11 protein-coding genes and 1 pseudogene are annotated in these 16,181 nt (G+C 70.1%); 7 read left to right on the forward strand and 5 right to left on the reverse strand.

Annotated elements, in window-relative coordinates:
* From CAP_RS53005 to argH, 7 genes and pseudogenes are all read left to right on the forward strand, one after another.
* Window positions 1-652 (forward strand): annotated as a pseudogene (locus CAP_RS53005) (hypothetical protein); the annotation flags it as partial.
* A gap of 135 nt (window positions 653-787) precedes the next feature.
* Entirely contained in the window at window positions 788-1,813 is a 1,026-nt protein-coding gene (locus tag CAP_RS39590; RefSeq protein ID WP_044250659.1) for an N-acetylornithine carbamoyltransferase, read from the forward strand.
* Window positions 1,814-1,832: 19 nt separating this feature from the next.
* Window positions 1,833-3,074 carry an argininosuccinate synthase gene (locus tag CAP_RS39595; protein WP_044250661.1) on the forward strand — a complete coding sequence of 414 codons (1,242 nt, stop codon included), beginning with the start codon at window positions 1,833-1,835 and terminating at the stop codon, window positions 3,072-3,074.
* 8 nt (window positions 3,075-3,082) lie between these two features.
* A complete protein-coding gene (locus CAP_RS39600) occupies window positions 3,083-4,252 on the forward strand; it encodes an acetylornithine deacetylase (RefSeq protein ID WP_044250663.1) in 1,170 nt (389 codons plus the stop codon).
* Entirely contained in the window at window positions 4,249-5,583 is a 1,335-nt protein-coding gene (locus CAP_RS39605; RefSeq protein ID WP_044250665.1) for an acetylglutamate kinase, read from the forward strand. Before CAP_RS39600 ends, CAP_RS39605 begins: the two co-directional genes overlap by 4 nt.
* Window positions 5,584-5,625: 42 nt before the next feature.
* Window positions 5,626-6,591, forward strand: a complete 966-nt coding sequence (argC, locus tag CAP_RS39610; RefSeq protein ID WP_044250667.1) for an N-acetyl-gamma-glutamyl-phosphate reductase — start codon at window positions 5,626-5,628, stop codon at window positions 6,589-6,591.
* The gene (gene argH, locus CAP_RS39615) at window positions 6,588-7,916 is read left to right on the forward strand and encodes an argininosuccinate lyase (RefSeq protein ID WP_044250669.1); all 1,329 of its coding nucleotides are present in this window, start codon (window positions 6,588-6,590) and stop codon (window positions 7,914-7,916) included. The genes argC and argH overlap by 4 nt, the downstream gene beginning before the upstream one ends.
* A gap of 22 nt (window positions 7,917-7,938) precedes the next feature.
* Here argH and CAP_RS39620 read toward each other — a convergent pair whose 3' ends face one another.
* The 5 genes from CAP_RS39620 to CAP_RS39640 all read right to left on the reverse strand — a co-directional run bounded on the left by CAP_RS39620 (window position 7,939) and on the right by CAP_RS39640 (window position 15,868).
* Entirely contained in the window at window positions 7,939-8,709 is a 771-nt protein-coding gene (locus CAP_RS39620) for a MerR family transcriptional regulator (protein WP_044250671.1), read from the reverse strand.
* A 101-nt stretch (window positions 8,710-8,810) separates the two neighbouring features.
* On the reverse strand, window positions 8,811-11,843 hold the full coding sequence (locus CAP_RS39625) for an alpha/beta hydrolase (RefSeq protein ID WP_044250673.1): 3,033 nt from the start codon (window positions 11,841-11,843) through the stop codon (window positions 8,811-8,813).
* A gap of 68 nt (window positions 11,844-11,911) precedes the next feature.
* The gene (locus tag CAP_RS39630) at window positions 11,912-13,492 is read right to left on the reverse strand and encodes a hypothetical protein (RefSeq protein WP_156041559.1); all 1,581 of its coding nucleotides are present in this window, start codon (window positions 13,490-13,492) and stop codon (window positions 11,912-11,914) included.
* Between the two features lie 11 nt (window positions 13,493-13,503).
* A complete protein-coding gene (locus tag CAP_RS39635) occupies window positions 13,504-14,682 on the reverse strand; it encodes a hypothetical protein (RefSeq protein WP_044250677.1) in 1,179 nt (392 codons plus the stop codon).
* A gap of 496 nt (window positions 14,683-15,178) precedes the next feature.
* Window positions 15,179-15,868, reverse strand: a complete 690-nt coding sequence (locus CAP_RS39640) for a hypothetical protein (protein ID WP_044250700.1) — start codon at window positions 15,866-15,868, stop codon at window positions 15,179-15,181.
* Window positions 15,869-16,181 lie beyond the last annotated feature (313 nt).

Consider the following 16,181-nt stretch of genomic DNA (forward strand, 5'->3'; position numbering starts at 1 on the left):
GGTGGGAGGCGCGGGGGCAGGGGCAGGGGCAGGGGGAAGCGGGGGAAGCGGCGGGGGCGAGGTGCCCGGGTGTCCTGGTGGGCACATCCCGTTCGTGGACGGGTTCGACGATGGAGTCGTCGGCTCCGCGTGGCTGACCTTCATCAATGCTCCCGCCACGCTGGCAGAGGCGAACGGGGCGGCGGAGGTGAACCTGCCGGCGACGAACGAGAACGAGATGTACGGCGGTCTGCGCTCGGTGGACGAATTCGACGTCGCAGGGTGCGCGGTGTTCGTCGCGGTGGACCAGGCGACCGATTCGGCCACCCAGGGGTTCACGCAGTTCTACCTGACGGCAGGGGACCAGGTGGCGCAGGTGGAGATCTCGAAGATCTCCGGGCAGCTCCAGTTCAAACAGGTGGTGCAGGGACAGCAGGAAGAGCTGCTGCAGGTGCCGTACGATGCGGTGGCGCACCGGTACTGGAGGCTGCGGGAGGCAGGGGGGGCGATCTACTGGGAGACCTCGGCGAACGCAGTGGGCTGGCAAGTCCACGTGAGCAGGCCGAGCGTGCTGCCGAGCACCCTGGCGAGGGTGGGCGTGGGCGCTGGGACCTACCAGGTGGAGCCGAGCACGCCTGGCCTGGTGCGCTTCGGAGCGGTGAACCTGCCCTGACCCGTGCAGCCGGGAACGCGGCGGCCTCCCGAGCTGGCGAAGGTCGGGCGAAGCGCCGAAGGATCCGGAGAGGCGACGGCCGAAAATCGACGATAGAGCGATGACGCGACGCAGCGGCGGGGTGTACAAGGCGCCATGCGCCACTTCTTGACGACGCTCGATTACTCCAGGGACGAGCTGCAAGGGCTGCTGGACGTGGCGGCCCGGATGAAGGCGGGTCGGCACGACAAGACCCTGGAGGGGAAGTCGATCGCGCTCCTGTTCTTCAACCCCTCGCTGCGCACGCGGACGAGCTTCGAGCTCGGGGCGCACCAGCTCGGGATGAAGGCGATCGTGCTGGAGCCCGGCAAGGGTGCGTGGCCGATCGAGTTCGAGGACGGGGGGGTGATGGACGGCGAGCCGGAGGAGCACGTGCGCGAGGTGGCGCGGGTGCTGTCGCGGTACGTGGACGCCATCGCGGTGCGGGCGTTCCCGAAGTTCCAGCGGTGGGAGGACGATCGGGAGGACAAGGTGATCCGCGCGTTCGCGGCGCACGCGACGGTGCCGGTGATCAACATGGAGACCATCACCCACCCCTGCCAAGAGCTGGCGCTGATGCTGACCTTGCAGGAGAAGCTCGGGCGCACGGACGGGAAGAAGCTCCTGCTCACCTGGACGTACCACCCGAAGCCCTTGAACACGGCGGTGGCGAACTCGGCGCTGATCATCGCGGCGAAGTTCGGGTTTGAGGTGACGCTGCTGTGCCCGACGCCGGAGTACGTGCTCGACCGGCGCTACATGGACGCGGCGGAGGAGATGGCGCAGGCGGCGGGGCAGCGGATCACGGTGACGCACGACGTGGAGGCGGGCTACCGGGGGGCGGCGGTGGTGTACGCGAAGTCGTGGGGGGCACTGCCGTACTTCGGACGGTGGGCGGAGGAGAAGCCGATCCGCGAGGCGCACCGGCACTTCATGGTCGACCGGCAGAAGATGGAGCTGACGTCGGGGGGGCTGTTCTCGCACTGCCTGCCGGTGCGGCGGAACGTGAAGGTGACGGACGAGGTGCTCGACTCGCCGCAGGCGATCCACATCGACGAGGCGGAGAACCGGATCCACGTGCAGAAGGCCTTGATGGAGGCGCTCCTCGCGGGCGCTTCTGCGGGCGCTGATCGGGCGAAGTGAGCGGTCGAGAGGAGAGGCGATGAACCAGCACGGTGGGACGAAGAAGACGGCGGTACTGGCGTTCTCCGGAGGGCTCGACACAAGCTTCTGCGTGCCCTGGCTGAAGGATCGGGGCTACGAGGTGGTGACGCTGTTCGTGGACACGGGCGGGGTGGACGCGGAGGAGCGGAAGTACATCGAGGAGCGGGCGCGGGCGCTCGGCGCCCTGGACCACGAGACGTACGACGGGGCCCAGGACATCTGGGACGAGGTGGTGGTGCCGCTGGTGATCGGGGGGCAGCTCTACCAGGACACCTATCCGCTGCTGGTGAGCGATCGGTACATCATCGTGGAGCAGTCGCTGCGGCTCGCGGACCGGCGTGGGACGAAGGTGTTCGCGCACGGGTGCACCGGGATGGGGAACGATCAGGTGCGCTTCGACCAGACGGTGCGCTCGCTCGGGGACTACGAGATCGTGGCGCCCATCCGGGAGATCCAGCAGGAGCACCGGGCGGTGCGCGCGTACGAGGCGACGTTCCTGGAGGAGCGGGGCTTCCCGGTGCGGGCGAAGACGACGCGGTACTCCATCAACCAGAACCTGCTCGGCGTCACGGCGTCGGGATCGGAGATCGACGAGTTCCAGGCGCCCGGCGACGAGACGTGGACGCTGTGCGCGCACCCGAGCCGGTGGCCGCGCGAGGCGCTGCGGGTGAGGATCGGGTTCGAGAAGGGCGTGGCGGTGACGCTGGACGGGGCGGCGCTGCCCGGGCCGGAGATCCTGAAGGCGCTGAACGAGCGGATGGGGGCCTACGGGGTGGGCCGGGGGATCTACACGGGGGACACGACGATCGGGCTGAAGGGGCGGATCGTCTTCGAGTGCCCGGGGATCACGGCGCTGATGGTGGCGCACCGGGCGCTCGAGGAAGCGGTGCTGACGGCGCACCAGAACACGTTCAAGCCGGCAGTGGCGAAGAAGTGGGTGGAGCTTGTCTACAAGGGGTTCTTCTTCGAGCCACTCAAGGCCGATCTGGAGGCGTTCCTGCGCCAGAGTCAGGCGTTCGTGTCTGGCGAGGTGACGCTGGAGACGTGGGGCGGGACGGCGCTGCCGGTCGCGGTGTCGAGCGAGCACATTCTGAGGAACAAGGGCGCGGTGTACGCGCAGAGCGCGGACTGGGGTGCGCGCGAGGCGGAGGGGTTCATCAAGCTGTACGGGATGAGCTCGACGCTGTCGGCCGCGATCAACCCGGCGGGGCGCGGCGGCAAGGCGGCAGCGAAGGGATGAACGGGAGGATGGGCGACGAGGTCGGGAGCGAGGGGCTGGGCCGCGTCCTCGCGCACCTGGAGCGGCTGGTGCAGTTCGATACGCGCAATCCGCCGCGCGCGATGGATGAGGGGGGCATCTTCGGCTACCTGCGGGAGGCGCTGCCGGCGGGGTTCGCGGTGGAGGTGCAGGACCTCGGCGAGGGGTGCGTGTGGCTCCACGCCGTCCGGGGGACGCCGCGGGTGCTGTTCAACGTGCACGTGGACACGGTGCCCGCAGATCCGGGGTGGACCAGGGATCCGCTGCGGCTCGCGGTGGAGGGGGATCAGGCCGTGGGGCTCGGGGCCTGCGACATCAAGGGGGCGGCGGCGGCGCTGCTGGTGGCCGCAGAGATGACCGGAGGCGATGCGGCGTTCCTCTTCAGCTCGGACGAGGAGGCAGGGTCGTCGCGCTGCATCCGCGATTTCACGGCGCGTCACCGCTACGAGGAGGTGGTGGTCGGGGAGCCGACGTCGTGCAAGGCGGTGCTGGCCCACCGGGGGATCGGGACGGCGACGGCGGTGTTCCAGGGGGTGGGGGGGCATGCCTCGGGGGCACGGGCGCTCAAGGACAGCGCGGTGCACGAGGCGGTGCGCTGGGCGGCGCGGGCGCTGGAGGAGGCAGAGCGCACGGAGCGCGGGGAGGGCGAGAGGGGCGAGAAGGGTGGGGAAGGCGAGGCGACCGGGGCAGGGGAGGGGGGCGCAGGAGGGCTGCGCGGGATCCGGCTCAACCTCGGGGTGATCGAGGGAGGGGTGAAGTCCAACATGATCGCGTCGCAGGCGATGGTGCGGTTCGGGGTGCGGCCCCCGCCGTCACGGCGGCCGGAGGCGGTGATCGACGGGCTGGCGGCGCTCGCGCCGGACAGAGCGCGGATCACGGTCACCAAGGGGTTCCTCGCGCCGCCGCTGCCCGCAGACGGGGAGGCCGGGATCCAGCGGGGGAGGGCGCTGGCGGCGCGCTTCGGGCTCACGGAGGGGGCGGCGGTGGACTTCTGGACGGAGGCGGCGCTCTTCTCGGAGGGCGGGGTGGCGGCGGTGGTGTTCGGGCCCGGGGACATCCGGCAGGCCCACACGGCGGGCGAGTTCGTGCCGCTCGCGGATCTGGCGGGGGCGCTTGCGGTGTACAGGCGCATGCTCGGCGGGGCTGGAGGCGGTTCGTGACCGGTCACGCGTCGACGCAAGAGCTGATCGTCAAGCTGCTGCGCAACCTGGGGAGCCGCAAGGAGGTCGAGCAGTACCTGAAGCAGTACTCCAGCGTGGAGTCGCGCAGGTTCGCGGTGATCAAGGTGGGCGGCGGGATCATCGCGGAGGATCTCGACGCGCTGGTCTCGTCGCTGACCTTCCTGTCGAAGGTGGGGCTGACGCCGGTGGTGGTGCACGGGGCCGGGCCGCAGCTCACCGAGGCGCTCAAGGCCGCGGGCGTCGCCACGACGTCGGAGGAGGACGAGCCGAAGCGGACGTCGCCGAGGGCGCTGGAGATCGTGCGGCGCGTCTTCCGGACCGAGAACCTGCGCCTCGTGGACGCGCTGGAGGCGATGGGGACGCGGGCGCGGCCGATCACCAGCGGGGTGTTCGAGGCCGAGGTGCTCGACAAGAAGGCCTACGGCCTCGTGGGGCGGGTGACGAAGGTGCACGGGGAGGCGATCGATTCGTCGCTGCGGGCGGGGCACCTGCCCATCATCGGGAGCCTGGGGGAGACGCCGGCGGGGCAGATCCTGAACCTGCCGACGGACGAGACGACGCGCGAGCTGGCGGCGTTTCTGGAGCCGTTCAAGATCGTGATCCTCTCGCGGAAAGGGGGGTTCTTCGACGAGTACGGGGATCTCATCCAGGGCGTGAACCTAGAGGAGGACTACGCGCCGTTCCTGACCGAGGCGTGGGTGCCGCGGCTGATGCGGGTGCGCCTCGACGAGGCGAAGGCGCTCCTCGAGCGGTTGCCGCGGACGTCGAGCGTGTCGATCACCTCGCCGGATCAGCTCGCGAAGGAGCTGTTCACGCACAAGGGGTCGGGCACGTTGATCCGGCGTGGTGAGCGGATCGTGCGGCACGAGACGATCGCGACGGTGGACAGGGGGCGGCTGTCGGAGCTGCTGGAGTCGAGCTTCGGGAGGAAGCCGGTCCCCGAGTACTACGAGATGAAGCCGTTCTTCCGGATTTACCTGGCGGACAGCTACCGCGCGGGCGCGATCCTGACGCTGGAGGAAGGGGTGCCGTACCTCGACAAGTTCGCGGTGACGGCGGAGGCGCAAGGGGAGGGGATCGGGGGGTCGCTGTGGCTGAGGATGGCGCGGGAGAACCCGAAGCTGTTCTGGCGGGCGCGGATCGACAACGAGGTGAACCCCTGGTACTTCCAGCGCGCCGACGGGTCGTACTCGAGCGAGAAGTGGACGGTGTTCTGGTACGGCATCCACGACTTCGACGAGATCAAGGTCTGCGTGGAGCGCGCGCTGGCGATGCCGGCGACGTTGAAGGAGCACAGCATCGGGCAGTAGGCGTGCCCTGACCGGCGGATCAGGGCGGCAGGAGGAGGTCGGGTGGCGCGCGAGGGTGGTGCAGAGCGGATCGGCGTGGGCCTCGTGGGGGCGCGGGGGTACACGGGGGCCGAGCTGGTGAGGCTGGTGGAGGCGCACCCGCGGTTCCACCTGACGTTCGCGGTGTCGCGGCAGGGGAAGGGGAGGCCGCTCTCGGAGCTGTGCGCGGGGGCGGAGACGGAACTCGTGGTGGAGGCGCTGGAGCCCGCCGAGGTGGCCGCGCGGGGGACCGAGGTGGTGATCCTGGCGCTCCCCAACGGGCAGGCCGCGCCCTACGTGGCGGCGATCGAGGCGGCGGGTGGGCGCGCGGTGATCGTGGATCTGTCGGCGGATCATCGCTTCGATGCCGAGTGGCGCTACGGGCTGCCCGAGCTACGGCGGGAGGCGCTCTTTGGGGCGAGGCGGATCGCGAACCCGGGGTGCTATGCGACGGGCGCTCAGCTCGGGATTGCGCCGGCGCTCGGCGTGCTGGGCGGCATGCCCCACGTGTTCGGGGTGTCGGGGTACAGCGGCGCCGGGACCACGCCATCGGACCGGAACGATCCCGAGAAGCTGCGCGACAACCTGATGCCCTACGCGCTCGTGGGGCACGTGCACGAGCGGGAGATCGGGCATGGCCTCGGGGTGGAGGTGGCGTTCGTGCCGCACGTGGCGCCGTTCTTCCGGGGGATCACCCTGACGATCGCGATGCCGCTCGCCACGACCGTGTCGGCCGATGCGCTGCGCGCGATGTACCAGGCAGCGTACGAGGGGGAGGCGCTGGTGGCGGTGCAGGAGGAGATCCCGCTGGTGCGGGATGCGGCAGGGCGCCACGGGGTGACGATCGGGGGGATCACCGTCGATGCGGCGCAGCGGCGTGCGGTGGTGGTGGTGACGCTGGACAACCTGCTGAAGGGCGCGGCGACGCAGGCGCTGCAGAACATGAACCTGGCCTTCTCGCTGCCCGAACTTCTGGGGGTGCCGCGGTGACACGACCGATCTGGGACAAGGGTGGCGCTGCTGCCGACGAGGCGATGCAGCGGTTCTGCGCGGCAGACGATGTGGCGCTCGACCGGGAGCTGTTCGCGTACGACGTGCGCGCGTCGATGGCGCACGTGGGGGGGCTCGCGCGGATCGGGGTGCTCACGGAAGGGGAGGCGGCCTCGCTGGTGGAGGGGCTCGCGCGGATCGGGGAGGACTTCGCGGCAGGGCGGTTCGTGCTCGACGCGCGCTTCGAGGATGGCCACTCGGCCATCGAGCACCTGCTGGCGGAGCAGCTCGGGGAGGTGGGGCGCAAGGTGCACACCGGGCGGAGCCGCAACGATCAGGTGCTGGTGGCGGCGCGGTTGTGGCTGAAGGAGCGGCTGGGGGCGCTGGTGACGCTGTGCCTGTCCGTGGCCGGAGCCTGCCTGACGCGGGCGAGGGGCACGGCGGGGGTGCCGATGCCGGGGTACACGCACCTGCAGCGGGCGGTGCCGAGCTCGCTGGGGGCGTTCTTCGCGGGGCATGCGGAGGCGTTCCTCGATGATGCGGAGACGGCGCGCGCGGCGTGGTCGCGGGTCGATCAGAGTCCGCTGGGCACGGCGGCGGGGTACGGGGTGAACCTGCCGCTCGACAGGAGCGGCGTGGCGGCGGAGCTGGGCTTCGGGCGGGTGCAGATCTCGCCGATCTACGCGCAGAACAGCCGGGGGAAGCTGGAGCTGCTCGGGCTGGGGGCGCTGCACCAGGCGAGCCTGGATGTGCGCCGGATGGCGTGGGATCTGTCGCTGTTCGCGACCGCGGAGTTCGGGTTCGTGCGGTTGCCGGATGCCTACACGACCGGCAGCTCGATCATGCCCAACAAGCGGAACCCCGATGTGGTGGAGCTGCTGAGGACGCTCCCGGCAGTGGTCGAGGGGGCGATGGCGGAGCTGTCGGCGATCCTGTCGTTGCCGAGCGGCTACCACCGTGACTTGCAGGCCACGAAGGGGCCCGTGTTGCGCGCGTTCGGGCGCGCGCTGGATGGGCTCGCCCTGGTCCCCGCGCTGGTCGCGCACGTGGCGTTCGACGAGGCGCGGATGCGGGGGGCGATCGATCCGACGATGTATGCGACGGATCGGGCGGTGGAGCTGGCGGTGGGCGGGACGCCGTTCCGTGACGCCTACCGGCAAGCGGCGGCGGAGATGACGGGTACGGCGGGGCTCGCTGGACGTACGCCAGAACAGAGCCTGGGGGCGCGGGTATCGCCGGGGGGGATGGGGGCGCTCGGCCTCGACCAGCTCGCGGCGCGGCTCGCTGCGCTCCAGGTCGAGGCCGGGGGGGCTCCGTCGGGATGAAGGCGGCGCGCGTGGCCCAGGGTCAGCCCTGGGTCTTCGCGGCAGCCCATGCATCGCCGATGAACTTCATCATGGCCGGGTCCATGGCGTGCTTCTGCGCGACCTGAGGCTCGCTGTCGTACATCTTCTGGAGGGACGTGCGCAGGCCGGGATCCCCGCCGGTGAACCGCTCGATGAGTTCCTTCCAGCGGGCGGCGAGCTGCTGGACCTCGGGGCTCGCCACGTCGGCGCTCCGATCCATGGCTGTGCGGACCTCGGTGATGAGCTTGGGCCACTCGGCCTGGGTCTGCTGGATCAGGTCGTCGCCGAGCGCTGCGCGACGCTCGGCGAGCTGCTGGAGCTGGTCCTCGGTGTAGTACTTCTCGAACATGGTCATCTCCTCCATGGTGGTCAGCAGGTCTTCGGTGGATACGGCGTCCCGCGCCGCGAGGCTGGCCGCGAGGCCGTCGAGCCGCGCTGCGAGCCGCGTGAGGTGCTGGATCTGCTCGCGCACGCGCGTGAGGTGAAGCTGGACGACCTGGGCGGGCGAGGTGTCGCGTCGCTTCAGGGTGTCGCGGATCTCCTCGAGCGAGAGCCCGAGCTGCCGCAGTGACAGGATCTGCTGCAGTCGCAGGAGATCCTCCGGTCCGTAGAGCCGGTGGCCAGCCCGGGAGCGGTGAGAGGGCGCGAGGAGGCCAATGTCGTCGTAGTGGTGGAGGGTGCGCACGGAGACGCCAGTGCGCTTCGCGAGCTCTCCCACCTTCCAGCGACGTGGCCTTTCGTCGTCGTCGTGTTCGCGGGCCGTCCTGGTCACGGGGAGGAGCCTAGGACCTCACGTAACGTGAGGATCAAGGGGGCGAGCGGAGAAATCGTGGTGGTTCGCGGCCTGGGGTCAGGCGGGCGAGGGCGGGGCGGTCACTGGGTCCAGCTCGTCTCGGTCTCGCCGAGGGTGCGGTAGCGCTGATCGATGTGGTCCATCAGCTCGAGCAGCCACTGCTCCATCTGCGGGCCATCGGGGCGCGCGCTGTCGCCGTAGAAGGTGCCCTGGAGGCACTCGGCCTTGCCCGCGGCGTTCTCGCGGCAGCGTCCGTCGACGTAGACCACGATGGCCTTGGGGAGCCGCGTCTTCTCGCTGACCTGGCCGTCGTTCATGAAGGCCTGCAGGATGAGGCCCGCGGCGGCGAGATCCTGAGGCTCCTGGCCGTAGCCGTGCATCAGGTAGATCACGGGGTAGCGGCGATCCTGCAGATCGGCGTGGCCGTAGCCGGGGGGGAGGTTGACGGCCACGGGGCCCATGCGGCCGAAGGTGGAGGTGAAGTCGAAGATGCAGGTGCCGTTGATCTCGCAGCGGTCCAGGCCCTCCGCGGGCTTGTCGGCGCTGGGCGCGACGAGGCGGCGCAGGTGCGGCTCCGGCCAGCGCGAGCCGGCGAAGTAGAGGGCTGCCTGCAGGCGCGCGATGATCTCCGCGCCGGTGCCGACGTGCTGTCCGCTGCCGCTCTCGATGTCCGCGGGGGTGGGGTCGGCCTTGCCGTAGCGCTGGAGGACGACGCCTTGCAGGTCTTCCCAGACGATGCGCCCGGGGGCGTACTGGTCGGGCGTGGTGGCTTCGAGGCCAGGGGCGAGGCCGAAGTCGGTCAGGTAGGCGACGTCGCGGCCGCGGGCGGCGAAGGTGCCGACGAGGTGCTGGGCGTCGGCCATGAAGTTGAAGAGGTCGCGGGTGCCTCCGTCGGTCCAGAGGTCGAGGCGCGAGAGGGCGACGTCGTCGAGGGGGCCGCCAGGGATGGCGGTGGACCAGCCGCGCACGACGCTGTGCGGGTCGACGTCCCAGACGCGCTGGAGGCCGCTGGAGACGGTGAATGCGCCGTCTGCCTCGCCCACGTCGAAGCCGTCGCCCGGGTTTCGCCACCCGCCGGGGGGTTGCTGGGTAGTGCCGGGGACGCCATCCAGGCCGACATCGTCGAAGGGTTCGCCCTGCTGGTAGCGATGGTCGCCCTCGGTGCCGGTGGGGTTGTACTGCGGGTCGTAGTCGTCGCCCGCAGGGTCTTCGTTGACGAGGGGCTCGTAGCCCGGTTCGAGGGCGCTCGGGAGGCCGTCCTCGCCGGTGTCCTGGAAGGGCTCCCGGCCAGCGCGGATGAGGGGTTCCATCTCGTCGCGCACGCCGTTGCCGTTGTAGTCGACGGCCAGCGCGAGCTCGAGCGGGTAGCCGTTGCCCTCGGCGGACCAGGTGTTCGCGTAGGGGGTGAGCGACTGGTTCTGGGGCGAGCCATCACAGACGGTGATCACCGGGAAGGTACCGTCGGGGTTGTACTCGTCGTCGAAGTAGCCGGTGAGCGTCAGGGTGTGGCTGCAGCGCTCGGTGGGGCACTGCTGCTTGAGCTGTTCCTGGTGCTCGCGGTTCGGGTGGTCGTCGAGCGGCTCGACCCACACGGAGCACTCTCCGCTGTCGCCGATGACGCTGCGGTCATCGGGCGGGACACCGGCCGGAAGGCTCTCGGCGCCCTCGGAGAGGTTCTCTCCGTTGGGGTTGCCGAACATGAGTGCGAGGTCGCGGAAGATCTGGATGTAGTCGTTGCGATCGAAGCTGCCGCCATTGCCTTCGCGCGGGTACTCGTACCACCAGCGGTTGAACGTGGAGGGGTGCTCGTAGGGCGTGCCGGGGACGGGCAGGAAGGCGCAGTGGCCAGGGCCCACGCCCTCGGGGCCGAGGCAGGTCTCGTCGGGCTCGCAGTCGGCGCTGGTGGTGCAGGCGGCTGCGGTGAGCTCGATGTCGTTCAGGGTGGTGCCGGATGCGATGGGGCGGAAGCCGCCGAGGTGGTTCTGCTCGATGTGGTGCAGGAGCCAGGTCCAGTCGACGGGGCCGCCGAGGGGGGCGACGACATCGAAGAGGTGGTGGTTGCGGAGGCCCACCATGGCGGAGCCGCCTCCTCCCATGGAGATGCCCATGATGGCGCGGTGGCTGAGGCGACGCTTGCGGCTGGTCACGCCGCCGTCGGCGCGGACGAAGGCCTGGTAGGTGCCGAGGCGCGGCGCCTTGAAGGTGAGCGCCCACTGGCCGTCGATCTGCTCGATGCGGGGGTCGGCGATGGGGACGGGTCGCGGGTCGTGGAAGCCCGGGCCGGCGTAGGCGAGGCGGATGTGGCGGAGGCGGGCCTGGGCGGGAATGAGCGCAGGGTTGAGCGGAACGGAGAAGGGGATCTCGCGCGGGAGCTTCTTGTCCTCGGGGCCGAAGGTGATGGCAGGGCCGAGCGGGAGGTGGCCCGGGAGGTCGAGATCCGCGGCGCAGTGGAGAGCGGCCGGGAAGGGGGCGACGCTCCAGATGAAGCTGCCCTGGTTCGGGTGGTCGGCGCCTTCCGGGAGGGTCAGGGTTGCGCCTGCGAGGCCTCCCTCACCGCGGAGGGTGTCGCCGGCATTGAGGAGGGGAGAGGAGGCCTCGCCCGTACACGCAGTGCGTTCGCCGGGGAGCACGGCGACGGTGAGCTCGGCGGTGGCGTTCGAGCCATCGCCGCGGGGGACGAGCGCAGTGATGGTCGACTCACCGCGGGCGCCGGCGCGCACCACGACGGACAGCGTGGGCTGGCGCAGGCCGACGTTGCCCTCGGCAGGGGGAGCCACGACGCTGGCGTCCGCGCTCTGGAAGGTGACCGGCGTGGAGGTGCAGACGTCGGGATCGACGACCACGTTCACCGTGCGCTCGCAGGGCGCGCCCGAGGGGTTGCCGCAAGGCGCGAGGGCGATGAAGGATGGTTCGAAGCGGACGCGGACCGAGGGGGGGGCCGGGGTGACGCAGACCTCGCCGGGCGCCAGCTCGGGCCCTTCGGGGACGTCCGCGGGGGGCGGGTCATTCTCGAAGAGCGACGTGCAAGCCGGGGCGATGAGCAGGGCAGGGAGCGCCGCTCTGGCCAGCGCGCGCGCGGCGCGGCCGAGGTAGCGGGAGGGCAAAGACGGCATGGCGCGAGCATAGGATAAGGAGAACCCTGGAAACCATAGGGAGCGGGTCCTCCACCGCGGTGCGCGCGCTACTCGATGGGGGTGCTGCTTTCGACGGCCGTGGCCTGACCCTGCACCGTGGCTTCGGTGTCGCCGTCGCTGATCTTGCCTAGCCAGGCGGCTCCCCAGCCGACGGGCGTGGCTTCCTGGTCGATCGTCGCGGCGCCCGAGGCAGCCACGGCGACGGTGCCCGTGAGGGAGGTCGACGCGGAGGCCTCGATGCCCGTGGTCCAGCGGGCGTCGAGCGCCGAGGTGCACAGCGAAAGCATGCAGGTCTGGTCGCAACCCGAGAAGCCACCGAGCGTCGCGGCGAGCCCTTCGCAATCTGCCGCAGCGGAGAGCGCTTCAGCCATGGATGCTTCCGGAGGCAGGGTGGCGAGCGCACCTTCACGGGCAGCCGCGCCGACGTAGCGGCTGGGGATCCAGTACATCCTGCCGTCGAGCCGGAGCACGTCACCGGGCTCGGAGGTCCATGAGACCTGGTGCGCTGTCGACGGCACGCCCGCGTTTGCGGCAGGGACGCCGCCGAACTGGGTGACTTCGAGCCACGCCTTGTCGGGGACCTGGTCGATACCCCGAAGCCGCGCCGAGATCTGCGGGGTCAACGTGGCGAGGCCGGTCTCTGCCCAGGTACGGCACACCTGGGGCAGCGGCGAGGGGAGATTGGCCAGGTGCTCGTCTGCGAGATCATCCCAGTCCTCGGTCTGTCGCCGATCGGCGAAGGCGTCCTGCAGATCGGTGGCCGTGAGCGCCTCCATGGTGTCCAGCAAGGCCGACCCATGCATCTCATCGGGCAGGAAGCTGTCCATGACGCGGGAGACGTTCGCCTGGATGAGGGTGCTCACGTCGCTGTTGAGGGCGAAGGTCAAGGTGAGGTCGAGGTTCGTGGAAGCGAGCGCGAGGGGGCCATCCTTGACGCTCACGACGACGGCGCGCTCGGTTCCGGCTTCGAGATCCGCGACATCGGAGCAACCCCACAGGGCGCGACCTGCTCGCAGAGCCACGGCCAGGTTGGGCCCCACGGGCGCGCTCATGATGCTCACGCCGTCGGCTGCATCCGCGGGAGCGCTGCCGACGAGAGCGCCTTCTGGATCCTCCGGCAAGATCGCCGCGATCTCTGCGCAGGTGGTTCCGGCCTTCACGCTCGCGGTCCACTCCGTCACCAGGCGCTGCCCTGCATACAGAGGCGTGATGCGCAGAGGGGCAAACCCTTTGTCGCTGACGGAGACGTTGAGGTCGGCGGAGGGGCCATCCTTGACCACGGCGCGCAGCCGGAAGGTGGTGGCCACGCTGGGGGCGTGGAGCACGACGGTGGCGCGCCCTGCAGTGCTGGCTGCCGTCGTGGTCCGATCGAGCCATGCTCCCGAGGTGTCGCCAACGATGCTGAAGCTCACCTCGTAGGGAGCCGGGGGGCTCGTGGCGATGGTCACGGAGCGTTCTTCCCCGGGGGCGAGTTCGAGCGTGCCCTGCACGTCGAACCGAAGCGTCGCGTTGGGACCGGGAACACCTGGCGGCGGCGGATCAGGTGTTCCATCGTCCTGTACGGAGCACCCTGGCCCCGCAGCGATGGCCGCGATGAGAAGCGGCAGGTGTAGCCAAGTGAAGCGCATATCGCTTCAGCTTAGCGCGCAGCAGAAGGAGCGGGAAGGATGTGGCCGGTGCCGCGCCCGTGCTGGACCTGGGGGAGAAGGCGGCGCTCCACGGCCACCGACTTCTCCAGGGCAACGGCGGGCTGGAGCAAGGGCTGCGTCACGGCTGCCAAGGTCGACGGTGTTTGCTCGACCGCCCCCGACAGTCGGCGCGGTGCCGCCGGCAGCCTCATGGTGTTCGCCAGGACGAGGATGGCTTCGAACAGGGCGATCAGGGCTGCAATGGCAGGGGGGCACCAGCCGAGCGCGGCACACGGGATGAGTACTGCGTTGATGATCGCAGCGATGGTGGCGCCCCCGCGCATCCTGGCCTGGAATGCCCGTGAGATGTCGAGCGCATACGCGAGCGGTTCCAGGCCACCGTCGCTCAGCTCGGCGCTCATCGAGGGAGAGGCTGCCGCGAGGCCGATGGCCAGATCTGCACGGCTCGAGGCGATGTCGGCGCTGGATCCAACGAGCGCGACGGAGAACCCTGCGAACTGCAGGTCGCGCACATGCAGCGCTGCTGCCATCGGTGTGGGGGTGTTGAAGGCGCGCGCACCTCGGAGCGGAGCCCTACCCTGTAGGTTCTCTGGCCCGTGTTGCCCGAGCAGGTGCACAGCCACGCCCCGGGCGCGGAGCCCGTCGATGGCTCGTGCCAGGTCTACCGTGACAGCGGCGCTGGTGCGGACACAGACCACATCGACGCGCGCGAGCCGGCCGAATGCCTCAGGGTCGCGTACGAGGAGCCCGGCGGCGCGCGTACGGACCAGAGCCATGGCGCGCATGACGGGCGCTCCCAGCCAGAAGGCGGCCAGAGAGCAGCTTGCAAGGACGGCGATGGGGGCGGTGAACGCGGAGGGAGCGAGTGGACCGGGGCCGAGCGTGGCATGCAGGGCGGCAGCAAACGCCGCGAAGGCGATCCCTGCAACGCGCAGAGCGCGCCCCGCGATGTCGAAGGCACCGTTCGGTGTGCCCTCACCGCCAGCGGGGGGCTGGGTGGTGAGCGCAGCCGAGGCCCGACGAACGGCCAGCGCATGTGCGTGGTCGGCAGACATGGTCAGCACGGCGAGGAGGCCGCACAGCTCGAACCCCATGGGCCGTGCGGAGCGCCAGGCTGCCGGCGAGAAGCCGAGCGCCGTCAGTGCGTGAGGAACCTTCGCCTCCGTCACGGTGACTGCCCAGAGCTCGAAGATCCCTGCGAGGAAGGAGAGCGCCGTGGCCGCAAGAAATGACGCTCCAGCGCAAGCTCCAGCGTCCCGCTTCGGCTTCAGAGCACTCAGCCGAGTGCCCGTGGCCAGCAGCAGGAGCAGGGCGGCCAGGGCACATCGGGCCGCTGCCGATCGGTCAGGGGGAGAACTACCGCCCAGGAACGATATCGCCAGCTGCCCGCAAAAAAGGGCCATCGCGACGCTGAGTGTTTGAGGCATCCTCCCCACGGCTTGCTCCCCTTGCGAACTCTGGGCCGACGCCCAGGCAGGGCCACGCGAGCAGATACGTGCGGTCTGAGCGTCGCGATGCCAGAACGATGGGCATGCGGTGCACGCCACAGCGGCAAGCGTCAGCAGGACTGGATTGACGAGAGGGGAAGGGGGAGAAGAGACGCTGGTTCGAAGCGCCCCCCACAAGGGAAGTAGGGGGGAATGTGAGGGGTAGGCTTCGGCGGTCCTACTTCACGTAGATCTGCGCGATCGCCATACCGGCGCCCTGGGAACGGAGGACCACCTTGGCGGGGCCGCCGATGGGGAGCGGGTTCTTGAAGCACTGTCCCTTGCCACCCAGCGTGGCGTTCGGGCCGCTCGTGTTGCTCTGCGCCAGCGTCACTGCGGGCAGAGGAGCCTGCTGGGCCACGATCTGGATGCTCAGGTTCTGCATGCCGACGCCCGCAGCGATCACCGAGTAGCACTTGCCGGGCTGGATGTTGAACGCCTGCTCGAAGGTCTGACCATCCTGGAACTGTGCAGCGAACGATCCGCCTTCGGCCGCCATCCCCTGGACTTCCGAGGCAGCGAGTGCCGTCATGATCGGGGTCGCAGCGGCCGCAGCAGCCGGGGCGATTGCGGTTGCGGTGCCACCCGAGGAGGTGGATTGGCCGCCCAGGATGCCACCCAGTCCGGGCTGGGTCGGCGCTGCGGTGGTCTGAGGCTGGGGGGTGGTGGTCTGTCCGTAGCCCGGCTGCTGCTGTCCGTAGCCCGGCTGCTGCTGTCCGTACTGTCCAGCCGGGTACTGTCCGGCTTGGTACTGGCCGTTCTGCCCCTGAAAGTTCGACGGATCATTGGGATCCGGCTGATCGGAACCTCCGCACGCAAGCGGCAGGAGGGTGAGCAACGTCACGGGAAAGAGAAGAGAAATACGCATGGAGGGTTCCTTCCAGGTGTTCAGGGTGGGGGCCACGCCTCTTGGACGCGCGTGGACACTTCGATGGCTCAGGACAGTCGTGTCGATGTCGTGCTGGGGCGAGCGCGAAGGCGAGCAGGCTTGCCACCATGCTGTTCGCCATCCCCACATCATGTGAGACGGACCCCCAAGGGCGATTGTTCTACACCGGGTCGTGCCCTGGTGACCAGGGTGCGGTCCAGGCGCTTCCTCGATGGCTGGAGTCAGGGCCGCAAGCCCCCCGCTGTTCAAGGGTGCCGGGGGCGCGCTTTGAACAGGCCTGTCTCAGGGTGTG

This window comes from Chondromyces apiculatus DSM 436 (genome assembly GCF_000601485.1).
Classification (GTDB): Bacteria; Myxococcota_A; Polyangia; order Polyangiales; family Polyangiaceae; genus Chondromyces; species Chondromyces apiculatus.

Excerpts from the sequence above, each read along its gene's own strand:
- CAP_RS39590 (WP_044250659.1), top strand. The coding sequence starts at position 788 with ATGCGCCACTTCTTGACGACGCTCGATTACTCCAGGGACGAGCTGCAA.
- CAP_RS39595 (WP_044250661.1), top strand. The coding sequence starts at position 1,833 with ATGAACCAGCACGGTGGGACGAAGAAGACGGCGGTACTGGCGTTCTCC.
- CAP_RS39600 (WP_044250663.1), top strand. The coding sequence starts at position 3,083 with ATGGGCGACGAGGTCGGGAGCGAGGGGCTGGGCCGCGTCCTCGCGCAC.
- CAP_RS39625 (WP_044250673.1), bottom strand. The coding sequence starts at position 11,843 with ATGCCGTCTTTGCCCTCCCGCTACCTCGGCCGCGCCGCGCGCGCGCTG.
- CAP_RS39630 (WP_156041559.1), bottom strand. The coding sequence starts at position 13,492 with ATGCGCTTCACTTGGCTACACCTGCCGCTTCTCATCGCGGCCATCGCT.
- CAP_RS39640 (WP_044250700.1), bottom strand. The coding sequence starts at position 15,868 with ATGCGTATTTCTCTTCTCTTTCCCGTGACGTTGCTCACCCTCCTGCCG.